Raw genomic sequence first — 19,842 nt, forward strand, 5'->3', positions numbered from 1 at the left:
TTATCCTTGCGCACGACACCATTGCGCCGGATCACTCGGGTGACCCTGCTGACGAATTGCGAAATACAGCGCTGGCGTGTCCTGACCGCCACTGTTACCGACAGTGGAAATCGACTCGCCAGCCTTGACCACATCACCCGCCGACTTGAGCAGCGTCTGGTTGTGGCCGTAAAGACTCAGAAAACCGTTGCCATGATCGAGGATCACCAGCAAACCGGCACCGCGCAGCCAGTCGGCGAACACCACGCGCCCGCCGTGTACGGCGTGCACCTGGCTGCCGGCGGAGGCGCTGATCATCACGCCATCCCACTTGGTGCGGGCGTCGTCGCCACGGCTTTCACCGAAGCGTGCGAGTAATCGACCATCAACCGGCCACGGAAGTTTTCCCCGGGTTGCAGCAAAGGGCCCGCCAAAGGTTTCGCCGCTGCTCGATACCAGCGCGCCGGGGCTTGATCTGGCGGGTTTTCGTGGGGCGTCGCTGTTTTCAGCCTGCGCCTCACGCAAACGCTTTTTTTCCGCTTCCTGCTGGGCGATCAGCGCTTTCTGCCGCGCTTCCTCTGCCTCACGAGCCTGGCGGGCCAGGGTTTCTTCAATGGTTTTAAGGACTTTAGACAGGTCTGCCTGATCCTGCTCGCGGGCGGCGAGTTTCTGGTCGCGGGCCTTGACGTCGTCATTGAGTCTGGCAAGGACCTGCTGGCGTTCCTTGCGGACTTTCTCGAGTGCTTCGCGCTGCGTGTCGAGGTCGCTTTTCTGCACCAGCAACTGCGCTTGCTGCAGGCCGATGTCTTTTTCGACATTGGCCAGCTGGCGCAGGGTTTCGTTGAAGTTCTTCAACTGCTCCATGCGTGCCTGGCTCAGGTAGTCGTAATAGGTGAGGGTGCGGGCGAACTTCTCGGGGTTCTGCTGATTGAGCAGCAGCTTGAGGTATTCCTGGCGGCCGTTCTGGTACGCCGCTCGGGCCTGAATGGCGATCAGTCGCTGCTGTTCAGTGCGCGCGCTCTGGAGTTTTTTTTTCTCTGCATCAAGCCGCTGTAGCTCGGATTCGCTTTTCTGCAGTTCTTTCTGCAGCGCGTCGACCTGCTTCTGCAGCTTGCCCATCTCGGTTTCAGTGCCCTTGAGCTCTTTCTGCACGCCGGACTTTTCTTCCTGCAGCTTGCCCAAGAGTTTTTTCAGCTCGGCGATATCCTGACGCGTGGCGTCCAACTGCTGTTGGGTTTGCGCGCGCTCGTCGGCGAAGGCCGGCTGGAGCAGACAGGTCAGAGCAAGGGCGATCAGGACGCGAAGCATAGGGGCGGGCGGCACCAGGGTAAGGGACGGCCTAGTATGCCCGCCCGAGGCTGCAAAAAAAACGCCCAATTGGGGCTGTGTGATAACTGGCCTGAAAAACACCCCAAAACCAATGTGGGAGCGAGCCTGCTCGCGAAAGCAGTGTGTCAGGCGACATCGCTGTCGACTGATCCACCGTATTCGCGAGCAGGCTCGCTCCCACAAGGTTAGGTGTGGTTTACACCAGGATCGAGGTACCGGTCATCTCCGCCGGTTTTTCCAGACCCAGCAGCATCAGCATGGTCGGTGCCACGTCCGCCAGCACGCCACCTTCGCGCACTTTCAGGTCACGCTTGCCGACATAAATGAACGGCACCGGCTCGGTGGTGTGCGCGGTGTGCGCCTGGTGGGTTTCTTCATCGGCCATTTTTTCGACGTTGCCGTGGTCAGCGGTGATCAAGGCTTCGCCGCCGACTTTTTCCAGCGCTTCAACGATGCGACCGACGCAGGTGTCCAGGCACTCGACCGCCTTGACCGCCGCGTCGAACACGCCGCTGTGGCCGACCATGTCGCCGTTGGCGTAGTTGACCACGATCACGTCGTAACGCTGGTTTTCGATGGCGTCGACGATGCGGTCAGTAACTTCCGGCGCGCTCATTTCCGGCTGCAAGTCGTAAGTAGCGACTTTCGGCGACGGGATCAGGATGCGCTCTTCGCCCGGGAACGGTTCTTCACGACCGCCGGAGAAGAAGAAGGTCACGTGGGCGTATTTTTCGGTTTCAGCGATGCGCAGCTGGGTCTTGCCGTTTTTCGCCAGGTAATCACCGAGAACGTTTTCCAGGCTGCCGGCGGCGAAGGCCGACGGTGCCGGAATGCTTGCGGCGTACTGGGTCAGCATGACGAAACCGGCCAGTTTTGGCTGGCGGGCGCGCGCGAATTCCTTGAAATCGTCTTCGACGAACACGCGGGTCAGCTCGCGGGCGCGGTCGGCACGGAAGTTCATGAACACCACTGCGTCGCCGTCTTCAACTTTCACCGGCTCACCGATGGAGGTGGCTTTGACGAATTCGTCGCTTTCGCCACGGGCGTAGGCAGCTTCAAGACCTTCCTGAGCGGTGGCGGCGTTGAATTCGCCGTTGCCGTCGACGATCAGGTTGTAGGCCTGGGCGACGCGATCCCAACGGTTGTCACGGTCCATGGCGAAATAGCGGCCGATGATGCTGGCGATCCGGCCTTTGCCCAAGGCCTGGAAAGTCGCGTCGAGCAGTTCGATCGACGAAGCGGCGCTTTTCGGCGGCGTGTCGCGGCCATCGAGGAAGGCGTGCAGGTAGATTTTTTCGGCGCCGCGCTTGAAGGCCAGTTCGGCCATGGCGATCAGGTGATCCTGGTGGCTGTGCACGCCGCCGTCGGACAGCAGGCCCATGAAATGCACGGCTTTGCCGGCGGCCACGGCTTTATCCACAGCGGCGCAGATGGTCGGGTTTTCGAAGAATTCGCCGTCGCGGATGGCTTTGGTCACACGGGTGAAGTCCTGATAAACCACGCGCCCGGCGCCGAGGTTCATGTGGCCGACTTCGGAGTTGCCCATCTGGCCGTCCGGCAGGCCGACGTCCATGCCGCTGCCCGAAATCAAGCCGTTCGGCACCGTGGCCCACAGACGATCCAGCACAGGTTTCTTCGCCGCGAACACGGCATTGGATTCGGGGCTGTCGCTGTGACCGAAGCCGTCGAGAATCATCAGGACCAAAGGTTTGGGCGTAGTCGTCATGGAATCCACTCGTGGCTGATAAAGAAGAGGGCGATGGAAAACGGAGTTGGAGTTTAAAGCGAAGTTCCGACCGCGTCACCGCCGGACGGGGTTTGGCCGACCATAGTGGCTGTGTATACTGGCCGACATTTTAACGCCCTGGAACCTCCTTCGATGGTTGCTCACCTGATTGAATTTGCCACTAACCACTACATTCTTGTCGGTATCTTCGTCGTACTTCTGGCTCTGTTGCTGGCGCACACGATGCAGGGCGGCGGCAAGAGCCTGAGCACCGGCGAGCTGACCGCACTGGTCAATAAAGACGCAGGCGTGGTGGTGGACATCCGTCCGGCCAAGGATTATGCCGCTGGCCACATCGTCGGCGCGGTGAACATCCCGCAAGACAAACTGGCTGCCCGCGTCGGCGAGCTGGAAAAACACAAGGCCAAGACCATCATTCTGGTCGATGCCCTCGGTCAGACCGCCGGCACCCACGCCCGCGAGCTGATGAAGTCCGGCTTCACCGCCGCCAAGCTGTCCGGCGGGATTTCCAGCTGGAAAGGCGACAACCTGCCGCTGGTGAAATGACATGAGCGAAGTCATCGTCTACTCCAGCGATTACTGCCCTTACTGCTCGCGCGCCAAGCATCTGCTCGCCAGCAAAGGCGTGGCCTTCGAAGAGATCAAGGTCGATGGCAAGCCGCAGCTGCGTGCCGAAATGACCAAAAAGGCCGGGCGCACGTCCGTGCCGCAGATCTGGATCGGCGCAAAGCACATCGGCGGTTGCGATGATTTATACGCCCTGGAACGCGCCGGCAAACTCGACGCGCTGCTCAAGGGCTGAACGGCTGCACCCACGTACAGCACTCCCTAAAAGACCCAAGATCGATAAGGATCTGAGATGACTGACCAACAGAACACTGCAGCCAGCGAAGAAGAAACCGCACCGCAATTTTCCTTGCAGCGCATCTACGTACGCGACCTGTCCTTCGAAGCCCCGAAAAGCCCGGCGATCTTCCGCCAGCAGTGGGATCCGGCGGTCGGTCTGGATCTGAACACGCGCCAGAAAGCGCTGGAAGGCGACTTCTACGAAGTGGTGCTGACCCTGTCCGTTACCGTGAAAAACGGTGAAGAAGTGGCCTTCATTGCTGAAGTGCAACAGGCCGGTATCTTCCTGATCAAGAATCTGGACGCGGCTTCGATGAGCCACACCTTGGGTGCGTTCTGCCCGAACATCCTGTTCCCGTACGCCCGCGAAACCCTGGACAGCCTGGTTACCCGTGGCTCGTTCCCGGCGCTGATGCTGGCGCCGGTGAACTTCGATGCCCTGTACGCGCAAGAGCTGCAGCGCATGCAGGAAAGCGGCGAGACTCCGACCGTTCAGTAAGACGGTTCAGCAATACCCCATGTGGGAGCGAGCCTGCTCGCGAAAAGGGCGTGTCAGAGACGTAGTTGTCGACTGATACACCGCATTCGCGAGCAGGCTCGCTCCCACATTTGTTTTGCGGCGTTACTTGAAGTCGTTCTGCCGCCACGCTTCGTACACGGCGACCGCCACGGTGTTGGACAGGTTCAGGCTGCGGCAGCCTTCGCGCATCGGCAGGCGCAGGCGCTGTTCGGCGGGCAGGGCGTCGAGCACGTCCGCTGGCAGGCCACGGCTTTCCGGACCGAACAGAAACGCGTCGCCGGGCACGAACGCGGCATCATGGAACGGCCGCGAACCCTTGGTGGTGAAGGCGAACACGCGCGGGTTGCCCAGACTTTCCAGACAACTGGCCAGATCAGCGTGACGCTGTAACGTGGCATATTCGTGGTAGTCGAGACCGGCACGGCGCAGGCGCTTGTCGTCCATCTCGAAACCCAGTGGTTCGATCAAATGCAGGTGGCAGCCGCTGTTGGCGCACAGCCTGATAACGTTGCCGGTGTTCGGCGGAATTTCTGGTTGAAAAAGGATGACGTGAAACATGCACGGCTCCGAAGGTAAAGATGAGCGGCATTCTACGCCGCCTGTGGACAACCGTTCGAAACTATTCCCGCGAGTCATCGGCTCGCTGGCGATTGTCGGCTTGATGATCGGCTTGATGATCGGCCGGCTGACTACGCCGGATCCGAGCGTGCTGGAGCAGGTCGAGGTTACCGATGGCGGCCTGGTGGTGTGGTTCAACAATGAGCCTAAGCTGCACGGCGAGATCATCGACGGCACCGTCGCGCTGCTGTTTCAGGCCGAAGGTCGACCGCAGAAAGGCCAGCTCAGGCTCAACGGCAAGGACGTCAACTGGCGCACGCGCAAGAGTGATGGCGGATTGTTGCTGACGGTGCTGGCGGCGCGCCCGTTGCAGGGCGACTGGGTCGGCAGCGAGGTCGATGAACGCTGGCGACTGGAGATCCGCTTGAGCGAGCCCTAAGCGGCATTTCTTCATCACTGGGGCGCGCTCCCACACTATTTGAGGTCGTTTCCCACTGCGACCGTCTTCCTTTCCCCTCTCCAGCACGTGCTCATGCACGTTATCGTTCGCCCCTCCAAACGGCAGGATGCCGAAACCCGTCGTCGCCTTGCAGGAATGCAGGGGGCGCCTTTTTCAAGGATGAAGATATGCCAGTCAAACCCCCTCGCGGTGGCGGTACTCACGTGGATGTGAATGCTTCCGCCGGCACGAATCGATCGCCCGAAGTTGATACTTCGCTGCCGACGACATCGGGCCGCCGAGGTTCCGCATCGGATATTTCTGTGGATCATTCGCGTCCGGGAGACGGGCCGTCCGACGGCACCGCCAGGAATGAAACTAAGCCGCTTGCGGTCGTAATGGTCCATTCGGCTAGCGCTGAGGCGCTTGCTCTTCCCGGTCCGTCGTCGTTGGAAAACTACCTGATCAGTGCCGGTTCAACGCTTCCAGACGCCGACAGCAGCGGACTCAGAGTGTTCAAGAGCCGCACTTATGTTGATCTGTCCATCGGCGGGACTGTGCTTGTCGGGGCGGATCCGGATACGGGACTTTATCGCGCCCGGCTTTCAAGTGAATTGCGTCCCTCTGGCCCCGTGCTGGAGCGCGATAGCGCTAGCGGCTTGTGGCGCTTGCACGAGGATGTTGGCGCGACCATTCGAGAACAATTCAAGAGATTGTTTCCTGAGGCAGCCGATGAGCACGCGCAGCACTTTAACAACCGATTCGGTGACAGGGACAGCGCAGAGGTTGAACTTGAGCGGATCAAGCTTGGGTTTCCTCAGCTGGACCGCGAACTCGGCGCATGGGAGAAGGCTTATAAGGGCTCTGATACCGACGAGCGCGATCGGCGCTTTGCTCTGGGAGCCAAGGTGCGTCAATTGTTCAAGTGGCTAGGCGATGCATCGGAGAGAATCCATCAGGAGGGATTTCAGGCAGGGTTTGTCCTGAAACTGGCTTTGGGAAGGAAGAAAAATCTCACTCTCCCGGTTTTATCTACACGACTCGGTTCCATAGTTGCCCTTGAAATCACAGAGGGTGCCGTAGGTAACCTCGAAGGTCTGTTCAAGAGCTTGTCCCACATTGAAACGCTGAAAGTGCAAGCGTCACTGGGTGATGGCTTACCTGCCGGAATCGAAACACTCACAGAGCTGAAAGTCCTCGACATGAGCCGCACCGGGGTCCTATTCAAGCCGGCCGATGTTGATCGCTTCACACGCATGAGCCGCCTGCAGGAGTTGAACCTCGAAGATGGCGCGTTACTGCACGCTCCGTCAGTCCGCGGTCTTACCGAGTTACGAGTATTGAATCTTCGATATACCGGTATAAATGCTTTGCCGGCTGGATTGAGTGAAATGCCCGGCCCGTCACGTTTACAAGTGCTTGATTTGAATCGGAATCGGGGCCTGAAAGTCGCACCTGACGTCAGTGCAATGACCGAGCTGCGGATATTGGATCTGGCGGATACGGGGATAACCAGGCTTCCGCTAGGGCTTGATTCCGGGAGTGGACCTTCGCGGCTCGAAATATTGAACCTCAGCGCCAATCATCTTTATGTGGCGCCTTCGCTTAGAGGGATGACTGCATTGCAGGAGCTGGATCTGAGCTGGACCCGTATAGACAGATTTCCCGAGGGCATTACGGCCGATATCCCCAAGAGGAAATTGATACTTAAAGGCAACGATATTCAATCGATCCCCGAATCGCTTGAGCTCAGGAAAGGCTTCGATCTTTCATACAATCCGATTTCCGACCCGGCTTCCCTGCGGCGACTCATTTTTGCTCGGCGACAAACAGGCACAGATGTCTGGCTGGGGCGAGAAAGTACTGACCGGTCTGCAAATCTTTGGCTGAACAATGTGCCGCCAGCACAATTTCCCGACAAGCTGGCGCTCTGGAACCGATGGTCGAGCGTTCCCGAAAGCGACCTGATGTTACGTATCCGGCACTTGAGTGGCACGCCAGAATTTCACATCGAGCGTCCGCTATTGCAACGCCGCGTCTGGACGTTCCTTGAGGCATTTGACAAGGCTGACGCTGTCGAACAGGCACGGCTCAGAGCTGTTGCTGGAAGGTTCATTGAAAATGAACCGATTCTTGGCGTCATGCTGGAAAGACTGGAAGCCGAAATTCTAGAATTCGATGCATGGCGCCAACAGGTGCCACCGCATCACTTACCCAAGCGACCGAAATTTGAATGAATGCAAGTTCACGCCTCGGCGCGCGATATAACACCGGGAACTCCTGACCCGCCTGTTGCTCCAGGGCGCGGGCTCATTGCGCTGCGGTCTGAGTCCGAAGCGAGCAATCTCCGTCGCGCCCTCATTTCCCCTTGCATGATGCAAGGGGCATTTTTCTCAAGGATGAAAAACATGCCAGTAAAACCAGTAAAAGGTGGCGGTACCCACACGAAAGTGGATGCTTCCACCAGTCCGACCCGACCGGACAACATGGATTTCCCGCTTCCCGGCCCGTCAAACCGAGGTGGTTCTGGCTCAGCGTTGTCCACCGATAATTTGCCGTTACGGGCCGGCTCGTCCGGCGCTGTCGACGCAGAGGCCACTGGTACGACTCCAGCGGTCATTATTCACACGGCCCCTGTTGAAACGCGTTTGCTTGCGCCTCGACCGGTGCTGAACGATTACGTAATCAATGCCCGGGCAATTCTTCCAGAAGTCAACAGTGAAGGTTTGACGGTATTCAAGAAGCGCACCTACGCTGAAGTGGCCGATGGCGAATTTGTGTTTGTCGTCGTGGATCCGGAGACAGGTCTGCATCGTGCCCGACGGCCAAGCGAATTGCTTTTAGGCCCGGTGATGCTGCGCGATGCGGACAGCGGACGTTGGTATCCGCGCGAAGTCGTGGAACCAACTACCCGGGAGCAGATCCGCAAATACCTCCCGGGCACGACCGATGACGACGCGGATGCCTTCATTGCCCGGTTCGATGACAAGGACGTGGCAGAGCTTGAACTCAAGCACATTCAGCTTGGGCTTCCTCAGCTGGACAGCAAACACGTCAGCATCCCGCACCACCAGAATCGCGCTGTGCAGTCCCATGAAATGACTGAGGCGTTTGCCATGTGGAACACGCTACGCCAAGTGCACAAGTGGCAAGGTGAGCCTGGTCAGCGGGTTTATAGTAATGGCAGGCTATCTGGTTACAAACTGGATATCAATCTCACGCTATGGCCAGTCGATAGGCTGCTTTCATTGAAATTCAAGTCAGTGGTTTCTCTTACGTTAAGAGGTCATGCACCGCTGGACCCCCAAGTGTTTTTTTCGCAATTTCCCAACATTGAAAGTCTGACAGTAACAAGCCAGTTAATTACCAGAAGATCCTTCGGGGTCTCGATGTATGGGGATGTTTACTCAAGATTCGATATGGGTTCGCGCTTTGCCGAGCAATTAGCGAAGCTCCCCCGTTTACGAGAATTGAACCTGCCGGATTGTGATTTTCAGGATGATTTTTCGCTGAGGGGCATGACCAGATTGCAGGTGTTGAGGCTAGGTAAAATACAGGCGGCTAGGCTGAATTATTATCCCGACGACTTGCGCGCTCAGTTGTCTCTTCAACACCCGAGCGTTGTTTTGCTAACGGATCCTGACATCTCCGGGATGACCGAGTTGCGCGTGCTGGATCTGACAGGAGCCGGAATACGGCGAATTCCTATCGGGCTTGATGCCGATAACGCGCGGTCAAGGCTGGAAGTATTGAGACTGGGTGACAATGCGCTTTCAGTCGCACCTTCACTCAAAGGAATGACTGCACTGCAGGAACTGGATCTTTCCAATGCATGGCTAGACAAATTTCCGGAGGGCATCACCGACGAGATTCCCGGGAAAGTGTTGAACCTGGCGAACAACCGCATTACCTCGATTCCCGAGTCCGTTGAACTCAGAACCGGCTTCAATTTCATTGGCAATCCAATTACGGATCCGGCTTCGCTCCGCCGGCTGATACATGCGCGTATAACAACAGGCACCGATATCTGGCTGGGAGTTGAAAGTAATGATCGCTCGGCAAACCTGTGGCTGCGCAATGTGCCGCCATTGGAGTTGTCCGGAAAATTGAAGCTCTGGGACAGTTTCGGCGGAGCAGGAAGTGACGTGCTCAATGGAATCCGGAAGCTGAGCCGTACACCTGAATTTCACGTTGAGTATCCACTTTTACAGCGACGGGTGTGGTGGTTTCTGGATATCTATACGAAGGCTGAGCCAAGCGAACAGGCAAGGATGAAGGACATTCTGATCAATGAACCCAGCCCCGGAAAAATGCTGGACAGGCTTGAAGCACTAATACGGGAATATGACTCGGGGCGGCAGAACCAGCCCCTGCACCATCTGCCCAAACGTCCAAAGCTTGATTAGCGCAGAGCTGAACACCTCGGCTGGAGGTGTAAAAGCGGGAATCCCTGACCTGCCTGTATCAGGGTTCCCAAAAGCTTGGGCGCGCGTGTCGCGTCGGCCCGGTGTAAAGAGGGAACCCCCGGCCTGCCTGTACCAAGGATCCCAAAAGGGTGGACTCATCCGTTGCGGTCTGAGCCCGATGTAAAGAGGGGAATCCCCGGCCTGCCTGTACCAAGGTCCCCGAAACGGGTGGTGAATCGAATCACCTGTGAGAGGTATTGCAGGCGCCGTGCCAGGTTTTAATTTGTTGGAACAAAAAAGCGCCTGAGAGACACGAAAGCCCCGAAATTCGGGGCTTTCGTTTGTTCGAAGCGTGAGTTTTTCAGGCCTTTGAAATAGGGCGATGAGAATCGGGCTCTGCGCGATCCCGGGTCATCGTGCATTGATGCGGTGCATGCTGGCTCAAAACGCTTCGCGAGCAGGCTCGCTCCTACGACCAATTGTGGGAGCGAGCCTGCTCGCGAATGGGTTCAACGCAGAACCGGAGACTTAACCCTCTTCCCCCTCATCATCATCCCCACCATCAACCTTCATCCCCAGTTCCTTGATCTTGCGCGTCAGGGTATTACGGCCCCAACCCAGCAACACCGCCGCATCCCGCCGACGCCCTGCGGTGTGCTTCAGTGCCGTCTCGATCATGATCCGCTCGAACGCCGGCACTGCGCTGTCGAGCAGGCTCGACTGGCCGCGGGCCAAGGCCTGATCGGCCCACTGGCGCAGGGCCTGTTCCCAATTGGTCACTGGCGCCGAATCCTGCGGCAGGTTCAGCAGCTCCGGCGGCAGGTCGCTGATGTGCACCTCGCGCCCGGACGCCATTACGGTGATCCAGCGGCAGGTGTTCTCCAACTGACGCACGTTGCCGCCCCACGGCAGGTTTTTCAGGTATTCCTCGGTCTCGCTTTTCAGCAGCTTCGGCTCGACCGCCAGTTCCTGCGCGGCGCGGCTGAGGAAGTGCCGGGCCAGGGTCGGGATGTCTTCACGACGATCCGACAGGCGCGGGATGTGGATGCGGATCACGTTGAGGCGGTGGAACAAGTCCTCACGGAATTTGCCGGCGTGGACGAGCGTTTCCAGATTCTGGTGGGTGGCGGCGATGATGCGTACATCGACCTTGACCGGCACATGGCCGCCGACGCGATAGAACTCGCCATCGGCCAGCACGCGCAACAAACGGGTCTGGGTGTCCGCTGGCATATCGCCAATTTCATCAAGGAACAGCGTGCCGCCGTCCGCCTGTTCAAAACGACCGCGACGCAAGTTCGCCGCGCCGGTGAACGCGCCTTTCTCGTGGCCGAACAGCTCGGATTCCATCAGATCCTTGGGAATTGCCGCCATGTTCAGGGCAATGAACGGCGAAGCCGCGCGTGGGCTGTGGCGGTGCAGGGCGTGGGCCACCAGTTCTTTACCGGTACCGGATTCGCCGTTGATCAGCACGGTGATGTTGGAGTGGCTCAGACGCCCGATGGCGCGAAACACTTCCTGCATCGCCGGCGCTTCGCCGATGATTTCCGGGGTGCGCGTCAGGGCTGGCACAACCTCCAGGCCTTGCTGTTCCTGCGCATGTTGATTGGCGCGTTTGACCAGCGATACCGCTTCATCGACGTCGAAAGGCTTGGGCAGGTACTCGAAAGCGCCGCCCTGATAGGAGGCGACAGCGCTGTCCAGATCGGAGTGAGCGGTCATGATGATGACCGGCAGCCGTGGGTGCTGTTCGCGAATCCGCGCCAGCAGATCCAGGCCACTGGCGCCCGGCATGCGGATATCGGAAATGATCACGTCCGGCTGCTGCCGGGCCAGGCGACTCATCACGCCATCGGCGCTGTCGAAGCTCTGGGTGGTCATGCCTTCCTGCTGCAAGGCCTTTTCCAGGACCCAACGGATAGAACGGTCGTCATCGACGATCCACACGGTTTCACTACGGCTCATGTCGATGTGGCTCCTTGTTCCAGTGGCAGGAAGATCGAGAAGGTGGTGTGGCCTGGATGGCTCTCACACTCGATCAGGCCCTGGTGCTGACTGATGATGTTCTGGGTAATGGCCAGGCCCAGCCCGGTACCGTCCGGGCGGCCGCTGACCATGGGAAAGAAAATGGTTTCCTGCAGTTCCGCCGGGATGCCCGGGCCGTTGTCGATGATCTCGATCTTGGTCACCAGACGATGGCGGATGTGGCCGATGGTGAACTGGCGCATGGCGCGGGTGCGCAGGCTGATGCGGCCCAGACGCAGCTCGTTCTGGCTGCTGATCGCCTGCATCGCGTTGCGCACGATGTTCAACACCGCCTGAATCATTTGCTCGCGGTCGATCAATACGTCGGGAATGCTCGGGTCGTAATCACGCACCAGGGTGATGCAGCCCTGGCTTTCGGCCTCGACCAGATGGCAGACGCGTTCGAGCACTTCGTGGACGTTGCACATGGCCAGCGACGGCAACTTATTCGAGCCGAGCATGCGATCGACCAGATTGCGCAGGCGGTCGGCCTCTTCGATGATCACATTGGTGTAATCGCGCAGGCTCTCTTCCGGAAGCTCGCGGGCGAGCAATTGCGCCGCACCACGGATGCCGCCGAGGGGGTTCTTGATCTCGTGGGCGAGGCCGCGCACCAGCATCTTGCTGGTTTCCTGCTTGGACAGCTGCGCCTCTTCCTTGGTGATCCGCAACAGGCGGTCACGCGGGTGCACTTCGAGCAAAAGCAAAGTCTCGCCGTTACTGAGAATCGGCGTGACCGCGTAATCCACGGTAAGCGTCTGGCCGGTGAGGGCGGTGAGCATCGCTTCACGCTTGGTGAACGGGTGCGCCTGCTCCACCGCCTGACGCAGGGAATTGAGCGCCTCGGGGGATTCGGTGAACAGCTCGCTGATGAACTGGCCGTGGCTGCGCTGACCGCTGACGGCCAACAGCATTTCCGCCGCCGGGTTCATGTACTCCAGGCGCAGCTCGGCGTCGAGCAGGATGGTCGCCGTGGTCAGGTTGTCGAGCAGCAAACGGTGAATAGCGTCGCTTATGGTCATCTGGACCCCTTTTGGAGCAAGGCGTGCGCGAGAACAAAGCGCTGATATCGGGAAAATGCAAAAACCAAACCAAGGCTCCGAAAAGAAGCGTTTATCCCCTGAAACAGGCGTTTGACGCGCGTTTGTATGGCACGAAGCCAGCGCAAACGGGAAGTTTCGAACCAAAATGGGTTGGGTTGTGGGCGAGATGCAGTTTAGTGCACCAATAGAGTGCGTGCGGCCGGCGGGCGTTAAAAGAAGCGCAGAAAGGGGTTTTTCGGCTCTGCAGGTTTGTCCTTGAGCGGACATTCCGGGCGCACACCATAGTCGTCGGCGACACAGGGTTTGACCTGGCGCTTCTGCGCCAGGGAAATGCGCAGCATGTGGAAAGGCTGATTGGCGGTGCGCTCCACGGTGCGTCCGGCGGCATCGAGGATCTCGATCGAAAGGCTGTGGCTGCCGCGATCGATATTGCTCAGGGCAAACACCGGGCTGACGCCGGGTTCGCCGGTGGCCTTGCCATCCAGCAGCAGGCGATAACGATGGCCGCTTTGCAGGCCCGGTTCGCTGGTGACGCTGACGATCAGCTCGCCGGCGCTGCTGCGCAAAGTGGCATCGGGCTCCGGGATCAGAATGCGCAGCATGGCGTAATGAAAGGGCGCTGGTTCGGCAGGTGTTTTCGCCGTGCTGACCGGTGCTGCGGTGTTGGCAGGGACCGCCATGCGATTGCTCGTCGCGATCGGCACTCGCTTGGCGTTGGCGCGTGGCTGGTCGGTGTAGACGCGGTTGCCCTGTGCGTCGATGTAGGTGAAGACCTCCGCCGAGGTGCGCATCGACATCAGTGCCAGGACGAGTACCAGCCCCGCGCGGATCATGGCGTGTGCACCCGTTGCACGGTGAAGACCGCGGGCGGGCTCTGCTGAATGACGGTCTGGCCGTCGATCACCTGCACGGCCAGGCGATGCTCGCCGCGATCGATGTTGACCAGTTGCAGAACCGGCACGTTGCTCGGCTGGCCATAGGGCTGATCGTCGAGCAGCAGCCTTAATTGATGCGGCGGTTGCAGGCGCGGCTTGATCAGGACGTTGACCGTGAAGGTGCCGTTGTTGGCGCGCAGCGCCTCGTCAGAGGGCAGACCGGCGAGCTCGAGGATTTCATAGGCGTTGCGCGGTGGTTGCGGTTGTTCTGCGGTGGGTGCTTGCGGCGCACTCGGTGCTTGCGGCTCGACCCGATTGAGCGGTGGCAGCTCGACCGGTTGCGCCTGCACGCCGTCCGGCGGCTGATTGCTGTACGCCGTGTTGCCGTTGGCGTCGGTGTACTTGTAGATCTGCGCGGCGGCGGGCAGGGCGATCAGCAGCAGAATGTAGAGGAACGTGCGACCCATGAAATCGACCGGGGTTGGAAGCGATGGGTAGCAGCATAGGACAGGTGGGGCGGTTGGCCAAAACCGTTAATAACTGGAATTGAAAAGACTGGTAGCCAAAACACGGATCGTTCCCATGCTCTGCGTGGGAATGCCTCCTGGGACGCTCCGTGTCCATTGACGCAGAGCGTCACGGGCTGCATTCCCACGCGGAGCGTGGGAACGATCAATGACACACCGCTTTCGTGAGCAGGCTCGCTCCCACAGGGTAAATGAACTGCGCCGGGCAATAAAAAAGGCCTCCCGAAGGAGGCCTCTTGTGTCACGCCGCTTTACGCAGCGCTACCGGATCAGCAGCTGTAGTACAGCTCATATTCCAGTGGGTGTACGAAGGTGCGAACCTTGATTTCTTCTTCCGATTTCAGCGCGATGTAAGCGTCGATGAAGTCGTCGGAGAACACGCCGCCCTTGGTCAGGAAGGCGCGGCCCTTGTCCAGCTCTTCCAGGGCTTCTTTCAGGCTGCCGCAAACCTGTGGAATCTCTTTCGCCTCTTCAGGCGGCAGGTCGTACAGGTTCTTGTCGGCAGCATCGCCTGGGTGGATCTTGTTCTGGATACCGTCCAGACCGGCCATCAGCAGCGCTGCGAAAGCCAGGTACGGGTTGGCAGCCGGATCCGGGAAGCGTGCTTCGATTCGGCGGGCTTTCGGGCTCGACACGTAAGGAATACGGATCGAAGCGGAACGGTTGCGCGCCGAGTAGGCCAGCATTACCGGCGCTTCGAAGCCTGGCACCAGACGCTTGTAGGAGTTGGTCGCCGGGTTGGTGAAGCCGTTCAGGGCCTTACCGTGCTTGATGATGCCGCCGATGAAGTACAGAGCGGTATCGGACAGGCCGGCATAGCCTTCACCTGCGAAGGTGTTCTTGCCGTCTTTCCAGATCGACATGTGTACGTGCATGCCCGAACCGTTGTCGCCGTACAGTGGCTTCGGCATGAAGGTCGCGGTGCGGCCGTAAGCGTCGGCAACGTTGTGCACAACGTATTTCAGGGTCTGAACTTCGTCGGCCTTCTTCACCAGCGTGTTGAACTTGACGCCGATTTCGTTTTGGCCGGCAGTTGCCACTTCGTGGTGGTGAACTTCAACCGACTGACCCATTTCTTCCAGTGCGTTGCACATGGCGGTACGGATTTCGTGGTCGTGGTCGAACGGTGGAACCGGGAAGTAGCCGCCTTTCACGCCTGGACGGTGACCCTTGTTGCCGCCTTCGATGTCCTGGTCGGACATCCACGAACCTTGCTCGGAGTAGATCTTGAACATCGAGCCGGAGATGTCCGACTTGAATTTCACCGAGTCAAAGATGAAGAACTCAGGCTCTGGACCGGCGAATACGGTGTCACCGATACCGGTGGCTTTCAGGTGCTCTTCGGCGCGCTTGGCGATCGCACGTGGGTCGCGATCGTAGCCCTGCATGCTCGAAGGCTCGATGATGTCGCAGACCAGAATCAGGGTTGGGTCTTCGGTGAACGGATCGAGCACGGCAGTTTCGTCGACCGGCATCAGGATCATGTCGGAGGCTTCGATGCCTTTCCAGCCGGAGATGGAGGAACCGTCGAACATCTTGCCGACTTCGAAGAAGTCGTCATCCAGCGCATCGCGAGCCGGCATGGTCACGTGGTGCTGAGTGCCTTTGGTGTCCGTGAAGCGCAGATCAATCCACTTGACGTCATGATCTTTGATGAGTTGAACCGACTTCGACATAGTGTCCTCCGGGTGAATTAGGGCGGGTAGTGGATGCCCTTAATAATGGTGATGCCGGCGCGAATACTCTGCCAAGGCAACCTGCCTCACAAGGGAGCAAATTGCATGCCAGTGCCCCAGCATGGGTTTTTTGCCCCAAATTCACGCTTATTAAGATGCTTGACGTACTGAATCGACAAATCCCGCCCCTTAATGTTGCGTTTAAATTCAGAAATGACCTGTTTTGGTGCAGCGAAAACCTTCTGCACATTAACTGGTTAAACCTTGAGCAATTTCCGCTATAATCCGCGCCCCCCTTTTTCGGCTGGCCGTTCGCGCGCTGTTTTCATGAAACTTATCGTAAAAGTCTTCCCCGAGATCACCATCAAAAGCCGACCTGTCCGGACGAAATTCATCCGCCAGTTGGCCAAGAACATCCGCACCGTGCTCCGTGACCTGGACCCGGCCGTGGTGGTGAACGGCGTGTGGGACAACCTCGAGCTGGAAACCCGCGTTACCGACCCCAAAGCCTTGAAAGAGATGGGCGAGCGCCTGACCTGCATGCCGGGGATCGCGCACTTTCTGCAGATCGACGAGTACCCGCTGGGCGACTTCGACGACATCACCGAGAAGTGCAAACAGCACTACGGCGATGCGCTGGCCGGGAAGATTTTCTCGGTGCGCTGCAAGCGCGCAGGCAAGCATGCCTTCAGCTCGATGGACGTGGAAAAATACGTCGGCAGCAAGCTGCGTCGCGAGTGCGGTGCGGCCGGAATCGACCTTAAAGCGCCGCAAATCGAAGTCCGTATCGAAGTTCGCGACAAACGGTTGTTCGTGATCCACAGCCAGCACAACGGCATCGGCGGCTACCCGCTGGGTGCGCTGGAGCAGACGCTGGTATTGATGTCCGGCGGCTTCGATTCGACCGTGGCGGCTTACCAGATCATGCGTCGCGGCCTGATGGCGCACTTCTGCTTCTTCAATCTCGGCGGGCGTGCCCACGAATTGGGCGTAATGGAAGTCGCGCACTTCATCTGGAAGAAGTACGGCAGCTCGCAACGCGTGCTATTTGTCAGTGTGCCGTTCGAGGAAGTGCTGGGCGAAATTCTCGGCAAAGTCGATAACAGTCATATGGGCGTGGTTTTGAAGCGTATGATGTTGCGCGCCTCGTCCGAGATCGCCGAACGCCTGCACATCGATGCACTGGTGACCGGTGAAGCGATCTCCCAGGTGTCGAGCCAGACGCTGCCGAACCTGTCGGTGATCGACTGCGTGACCGACAAGCTGGTGCTGCGGCCGCTGATCGTCGCGCACAAGCAGGACATCATCGACACCGCCAACGAGATCGGCACCGCCGATTTCGCCCGGCACATGCCGGAATATTGCGGCGTGATTTCGGTCAACCCCAAGACCGCCGCCAAGCGTGGCCGGGTTGAGCACGAAGAGAAAGAATTCGACATGGCGGTACTCGAGCGTGCGCTCGCCAACGCCAAACTGGTGCCGATCGATCGGGTAATCGACGAGTTGGGCCAGGATTTGCAGATTGAAGAAGTCAGCGAAGCGCTGGCCGGTCAGATCGTCATCGACATCCGCCACCCGGATGCCGCCGAGGATGACCCGCTGGAACTCGCCGGCATAGAGGTACAGACGATGCCGTTCTATGCAGTGAACGCACGTTTCAAGGAACTGGACCCTACTCGCCAGTACCTGCTGTATTGCGACAAAGGCGTGATGAGTCGCCTGCATGCCCACCATTTGCTCAGTGAGGGGCATGCCAATGTGCGCGTTTATCGACCGAGCTAAGTGCCCGGGGCTGTTTGCCTGTGGCCTGCGTCACCGGCCCCCCGACACCGCCGTCAAGCTGTAACGGCCATGCCGGACACTACTGCTAATCGCTGCCATGACTTGTCAGCAAACCGAATCCTCTGATCGAGATACACAAGTGATCGAAAATCTACGCAACATCGCCATCATTGCCCACGTTGACCACGGTAAAACCACCCTGGTAGACAAACTCCTGCGTCAATCCGGCACCCTGGAGCGCAACGAGCTCAACGACGAGCGCGTGATGGACTCCAACGACCAGGAAAAAGAGCGCGGTATTACCATTCTGGCGAAGAACACCGCCATCAACTGGAACGGCTACCACATCAACATCGTGGACACCCCGGGCCACGCCGACTTCGGCGGCGAAGTTGAACGCGTAATGTCGATGGTCGACTCCGTTCTGCTGCTGGTTGACGCTCAAGACGGCCCTATGCCGCAAACCCGTTTCGTGACCAAGAAGGCTTTCGAAGCCGGCCTGCGTCCAATCGTGGTGATCAACAAGGTTGACCGTCCAGGCGCACGTCCGGACTGGGTTCTGGACCAGATCTTCGACCTGTTCGACAACCTCGGTGCTACCGAAGAACAACTGGACTTCCAGGTTGTTTACGCTTCGGCCCTGAACGGTATTGCCGGTCTGGACCACACCGCCATGGCGGAAGACATGACTCCGCTGTACCAGGCGGTAGTCGACCACGTTCCGCCTCCGGCCGTTGACCGTGACGGTCCGTTCCAGATGCAGATCTCCGCTCTGGACTACAACAGCTTCCTGGGTGTTATCGGTGTTGGCCGTATCGCTCGCGGTCGCGTCAAGCCGAACACCCCGGTTGTCGCTATCAGCGCCGACGGCAAGCGTCGCAACGGTCGTATCCTGAAGCTGATGGGTCACCACGGTCTGCACCGCATCGACGTTGACGAAGCAGCTGCCGGCGACATCGTCTGCATCAGCGGCTTCGACGAGCTGTTCATCTCCGACACTCTGTGCGATATCAACACCGTCGAGGCGATGAAGCCGCTGACCGTTGACGAGCCAACCGTTTCCATGACCTTCCAGGTAAACGACTCGCCATTCTGCGGTAAAGAAGGCAAGTTCGTGACCTCCCGTAACATCAAGGATCGTCTGGACAAAGAGCTGCTGTACAACGTTGCACTGCGCGTTGAAGAAGGCGACTCGGCTGACAAGTTCAAGGTTTCCGGCCGTGGTGAGCTGCACCTCTCGGTACTGATCGAAACCATGCGTCGCGAAGGCTTCGAGCTGGCCCTGGGCCGTCCTGAAGTGATCATCCGTGAAGTTGACGGCGTGAAGCAGGAACCGTTCGAAAACGTCACCATCGACATCCCTGAAGAATCCCAGGGCAAGGTCATGGAAGAGATGGGTCTGCGTAAGGGCGACCTGAGCAACATGGTGCCGGATGGCAAGGGCCGTGTTCGTCTGGAATACAACATCCCTGCTCGCGGTCTGATCGGTTTCCGTAACCAGTTCCTGACCCTGACCAACGGTGCTGGCATCCTGACCTCGATCTTCGACCGTTACGCTCCAGTGAAGTCGGGCCACATGTCCGGCCGTCAGAACGGCGTTCTGGTTTCGGTTGAAACCGGTAAGGCTCTGACCTACTCGCTGGAAACCCTGCAGGCTCGTGGCAAGCTGTTCGTAGAACACGGCCAGGAGATCTACAACGGTCAGATCGTTGGTCAGAACAGCCGCGACAACGACCTGGGTGTCAACCCAACCAAAGGCAAGAAGCTCGACAACATGCGTGCTTCGGGTAAAGACGAAACCATCGCTCTGGTCCCACCTGTTCGCTTCACCCTGGAACAGGCTCTGGAATACATCCAGGAAGACGAGCTGTGCGAAGTTACGCCTAAGTCGATCCGTCTTCGCAAGAAGATCCTCGACGAAAGCGAGCGTACCCGCGCTGCCAAGAAAGCCAAGGCGTAATTCAGCCCTGGAATAAAAAACGCCCCCGGTCGCGAGACCGGGGGCGTTTTTGTTTGTCTGGCTTTTATTCGGTATTTGCGCTGGCCTCTTCGCGAGCAGGCTCGCTCCCACAGGGATTTCGGGTGAACAG

16 protein-coding genes are annotated in these 19,842 nt (G+C 58.8%); 8 read left to right on the forward strand and 8 right to left on the reverse strand.

Features of this window, described 5'->3' with window-relative positions; all coding sequences use genetic code 11:
• A complete protein-coding gene (locus tag AC0IXA_RS11330; protein ID WP_400502773.1) occupies window positions 1–1,287 on the reverse strand; it encodes a murein hydrolase activator EnvC family protein in 1,287 nt (428 codons plus the stop codon).
• 217 nt (window positions 1,288–1,504) lie between these two features.
• The gene (gene gpmI, locus AC0IXA_RS11335; RefSeq protein ID WP_150741750.1) at window positions 1,505–3,034 is read right to left on the reverse strand and encodes a 2,3-bisphosphoglycerate-independent phosphoglycerate mutase; all 1,530 of its coding nucleotides are present in this window, start codon (window positions 3,032–3,034) and stop codon (window positions 1,505–1,507) included.
• 153 nt (window positions 3,035–3,187) lie between these two features.
• Between gpmI and AC0IXA_RS11340 the strand changes: the two genes are divergently transcribed.
• Genes AC0IXA_RS11340 through secB form a run of 3 tightly spaced genes read left to right on the forward strand, consistent with a single transcriptional unit; the run spans window position 3,188 to window position 4,400 of the window.
• Complete coding sequence (locus tag AC0IXA_RS11340) at window positions 3,188–3,601, forward strand: rhodanese-like domain-containing protein (protein ID WP_016772116.1); 414 nt, start codon at window positions 3,188–3,190, stop codon at window positions 3,599–3,601.
• 1 nt (window position 3,602) lies between these two features.
• Window positions 3,603–3,857, forward strand: a complete 255-nt coding sequence (grxC, locus tag AC0IXA_RS11345; protein WP_016772115.1) for a glutaredoxin 3 — start codon at window positions 3,603–3,605, stop codon at window positions 3,855–3,857.
• A gap of 57 nt (window positions 3,858–3,914) precedes the next feature.
• On the forward strand, window positions 3,915–4,400 hold the full coding sequence (secB, locus tag AC0IXA_RS11350; protein ID WP_016772114.1) for a protein-export chaperone SecB: 486 nt from the start codon (window positions 3,915–3,917) through the stop codon (window positions 4,398–4,400).
• 123 nt (window positions 4,401–4,523) lie between these two features.
• On the opposite strand, the gene AC0IXA_RS11355 is transcribed toward secB, so the two are convergent.
• Entirely contained in the window at window positions 4,524–4,979 is a 456-nt protein-coding gene (locus AC0IXA_RS11355) for a tRNA (cytidine(34)-2'-O)-methyltransferase (protein WP_016772113.1), read from the reverse strand.
• Here AC0IXA_RS11355 and AC0IXA_RS11360 point away from each other — a divergent pair.
• The 3 genes from AC0IXA_RS11360 to AC0IXA_RS11370 all read left to right on the forward strand — a co-directional run bounded on the left by AC0IXA_RS11360 (window position 4,978) and on the right by AC0IXA_RS11370 (window position 9,824).
• Complete coding sequence (locus AC0IXA_RS11360) at window positions 4,978–5,418, forward strand: hypothetical protein (RefSeq protein ID WP_280039146.1); 441 nt, start codon at window positions 4,978–4,980, stop codon at window positions 5,416–5,418. The two genes, AC0IXA_RS11355 and AC0IXA_RS11360, sit on opposite strands and share 2 nt — an antisense overlap.
• Before the next feature lie 188 nt (window positions 5,419–5,606).
• On the forward strand, window positions 5,607–7,655 hold the full coding sequence (locus tag AC0IXA_RS11365) for a leucine-rich repeat domain-containing protein (RefSeq protein ID WP_341638393.1): 2,049 nt from the start codon (window positions 5,607–5,609) through the stop codon (window positions 7,653–7,655).
• Window positions 7,656–7,826: 171 nt separating this feature from the next.
• Window positions 7,827–9,824: a leucine-rich repeat domain-containing protein gene (locus tag AC0IXA_RS11370; RefSeq protein ID WP_471813070.1), complete on the forward strand. Its 1,998-nt coding sequence runs from the start codon at window positions 7,827–7,829 to the stop codon at window positions 9,822–9,824.
• A 528-nt stretch (window positions 9,825–10,352) separates the two neighbouring features.
• Here the strand turns inward: AC0IXA_RS11370 and ntrC are convergent.
• From ntrC to glnA, 5 genes are all read right to left on the reverse strand, one after another.
• The gene (gene ntrC, locus AC0IXA_RS11375) at window positions 10,353–11,789 is read right to left on the reverse strand and encodes a nitrogen regulation protein NR(I) (protein WP_186533771.1); all 1,437 of its coding nucleotides are present in this window, start codon (window positions 11,787–11,789) and stop codon (window positions 10,353–10,355) included.
• Window positions 11,786–12,871 (reverse strand): nitrogen regulation protein NR(II), encoded by a 1,086-nt coding sequence (glnL, locus tag AC0IXA_RS11380; protein WP_024011230.1) that lies wholly within the window; start codon window positions 12,869–12,871, stop codon window positions 11,786–11,788. Before glnL ends, ntrC begins: the two co-directional genes overlap by 4 nt.
• 230 nt (window positions 12,872–13,101) lie before the next feature.
• A complete protein-coding gene (locus AC0IXA_RS11385) occupies window positions 13,102–13,725 on the reverse strand; it encodes a DUF4124 domain-containing protein (protein WP_471813073.1) in 624 nt (207 codons plus the stop codon).
• Window positions 13,722–14,234, reverse strand: a complete 513-nt coding sequence (locus AC0IXA_RS11390) for a DUF4124 domain-containing protein (protein WP_471813075.1) — start codon at window positions 14,232–14,234, stop codon at window positions 13,722–13,724. Before AC0IXA_RS11390 ends, AC0IXA_RS11385 begins: the two co-directional genes overlap by 4 nt.
• Before the next feature lie 329 nt (window positions 14,235–14,563).
• A complete protein-coding gene (glnA, locus tag AC0IXA_RS11395; RefSeq protein ID WP_016772104.1) occupies window positions 14,564–15,970 on the reverse strand; it encodes a type I glutamate--ammonia ligase in 1,407 nt (468 codons plus the stop codon).
• 327 nt (window positions 15,971–16,297) lie between these two features.
• Between glnA and thiI the strand changes: the two genes are divergently transcribed.
• The gene (gene thiI, locus AC0IXA_RS11400) at window positions 16,298–17,752 is read left to right on the forward strand and encodes a tRNA uracil 4-sulfurtransferase ThiI (protein WP_024011233.1); all 1,455 of its coding nucleotides are present in this window, start codon (window positions 16,298–16,300) and stop codon (window positions 17,750–17,752) included.
• Window positions 17,753–17,891: 139 nt separating this feature from the next.
• Window positions 17,892–19,712, forward strand: a complete 1,821-nt coding sequence (typA, locus tag AC0IXA_RS11405; protein WP_016772102.1) for a translational GTPase TypA — start codon at window positions 17,892–17,894, stop codon at window positions 19,710–19,712.
• Window positions 19,713–19,842 lie beyond the last annotated feature (130 nt).

The organism is Pseudomonas sp. AC083 (genome assembly GCF_979253165.1).

Coding starts and splice junctions, on each gene's coding strand:
- AC0IXA_RS11385 (WP_471813073.1), bottom strand. CDS start 13,725: ATGATCCGCGCGGGGCTGGTACTCGTCCTGGCACTGATGTCGATGCGC.
- glnL (WP_024011230.1), bottom strand. CDS start 12,871: ATGACCATAAGCGACGCTATTCACCGTTTGCTGCTCGACAACCTGACC.
- AC0IXA_RS11355 (WP_016772113.1), bottom strand. CDS start 4,979: ATGTTTCACGTCATCCTTTTTCAACCAGAAATTCCGCCGAACACCGGC.
- AC0IXA_RS11365 (WP_341638393.1), top strand. CDS start 5,607: ATGCCAGTCAAACCCCCTCGCGGTGGCGGTACTCACGTGGATGTGAAT.
- gpmI (WP_150741750.1), bottom strand. CDS start 3,034: ATGACGACTACGCCCAAACCTTTGGTCCTGATGATTCTCGACGGCTTC.
- AC0IXA_RS11360 (WP_280039146.1), top strand. CDS start 4,978: ATGCACGGCTCCGAAGGTAAAGATGAGCGGCATTCTACGCCGCCTGTG.
- grxC (WP_016772115.1), top strand. CDS start 3,603: ATGAGCGAAGTCATCGTCTACTCCAGCGATTACTGCCCTTACTGCTCG.
- AC0IXA_RS11390 (WP_471813075.1), bottom strand. CDS start 14,234: ATGGGTCGCACGTTCCTCTACATTCTGCTGCTGATCGCCCTGCCCGCC.
- AC0IXA_RS11330 (WP_400502773.1), bottom strand. CDS start 1,287: ATGCTTCGCGTCCTGATCGCCCTTGCTCTGACCTGTCTGCTCCAGCCG.
- AC0IXA_RS11370 (WP_471813070.1), top strand. CDS start 7,827: ATGCCAGTAAAACCAGTAAAAGGTGGCGGTACCCACACGAAAGTGGAT.
- ntrC (WP_186533771.1), bottom strand. CDS start 11,789: ATGAGCCGTAGTGAAACCGTGTGGATCGTCGATGACGACCGTTCTATC.
- glnA (WP_016772104.1), bottom strand. CDS start 15,970: ATGTCGAAGTCGGTTCAACTCATCAAAGATCATGACGTCAAGTGGATT.
- secB (WP_016772114.1), top strand. CDS start 3,915: ATGACTGACCAACAGAACACTGCAGCCAGCGAAGAAGAAACCGCACCG.
- thiI (WP_024011233.1), top strand. CDS start 16,298: ATGAAACTTATCGTAAAAGTCTTCCCCGAGATCACCATCAAAAGCCGA.
- AC0IXA_RS11340 (WP_016772116.1), top strand. CDS start 3,188: ATGGTTGCTCACCTGATTGAATTTGCCACTAACCACTACATTCTTGTC.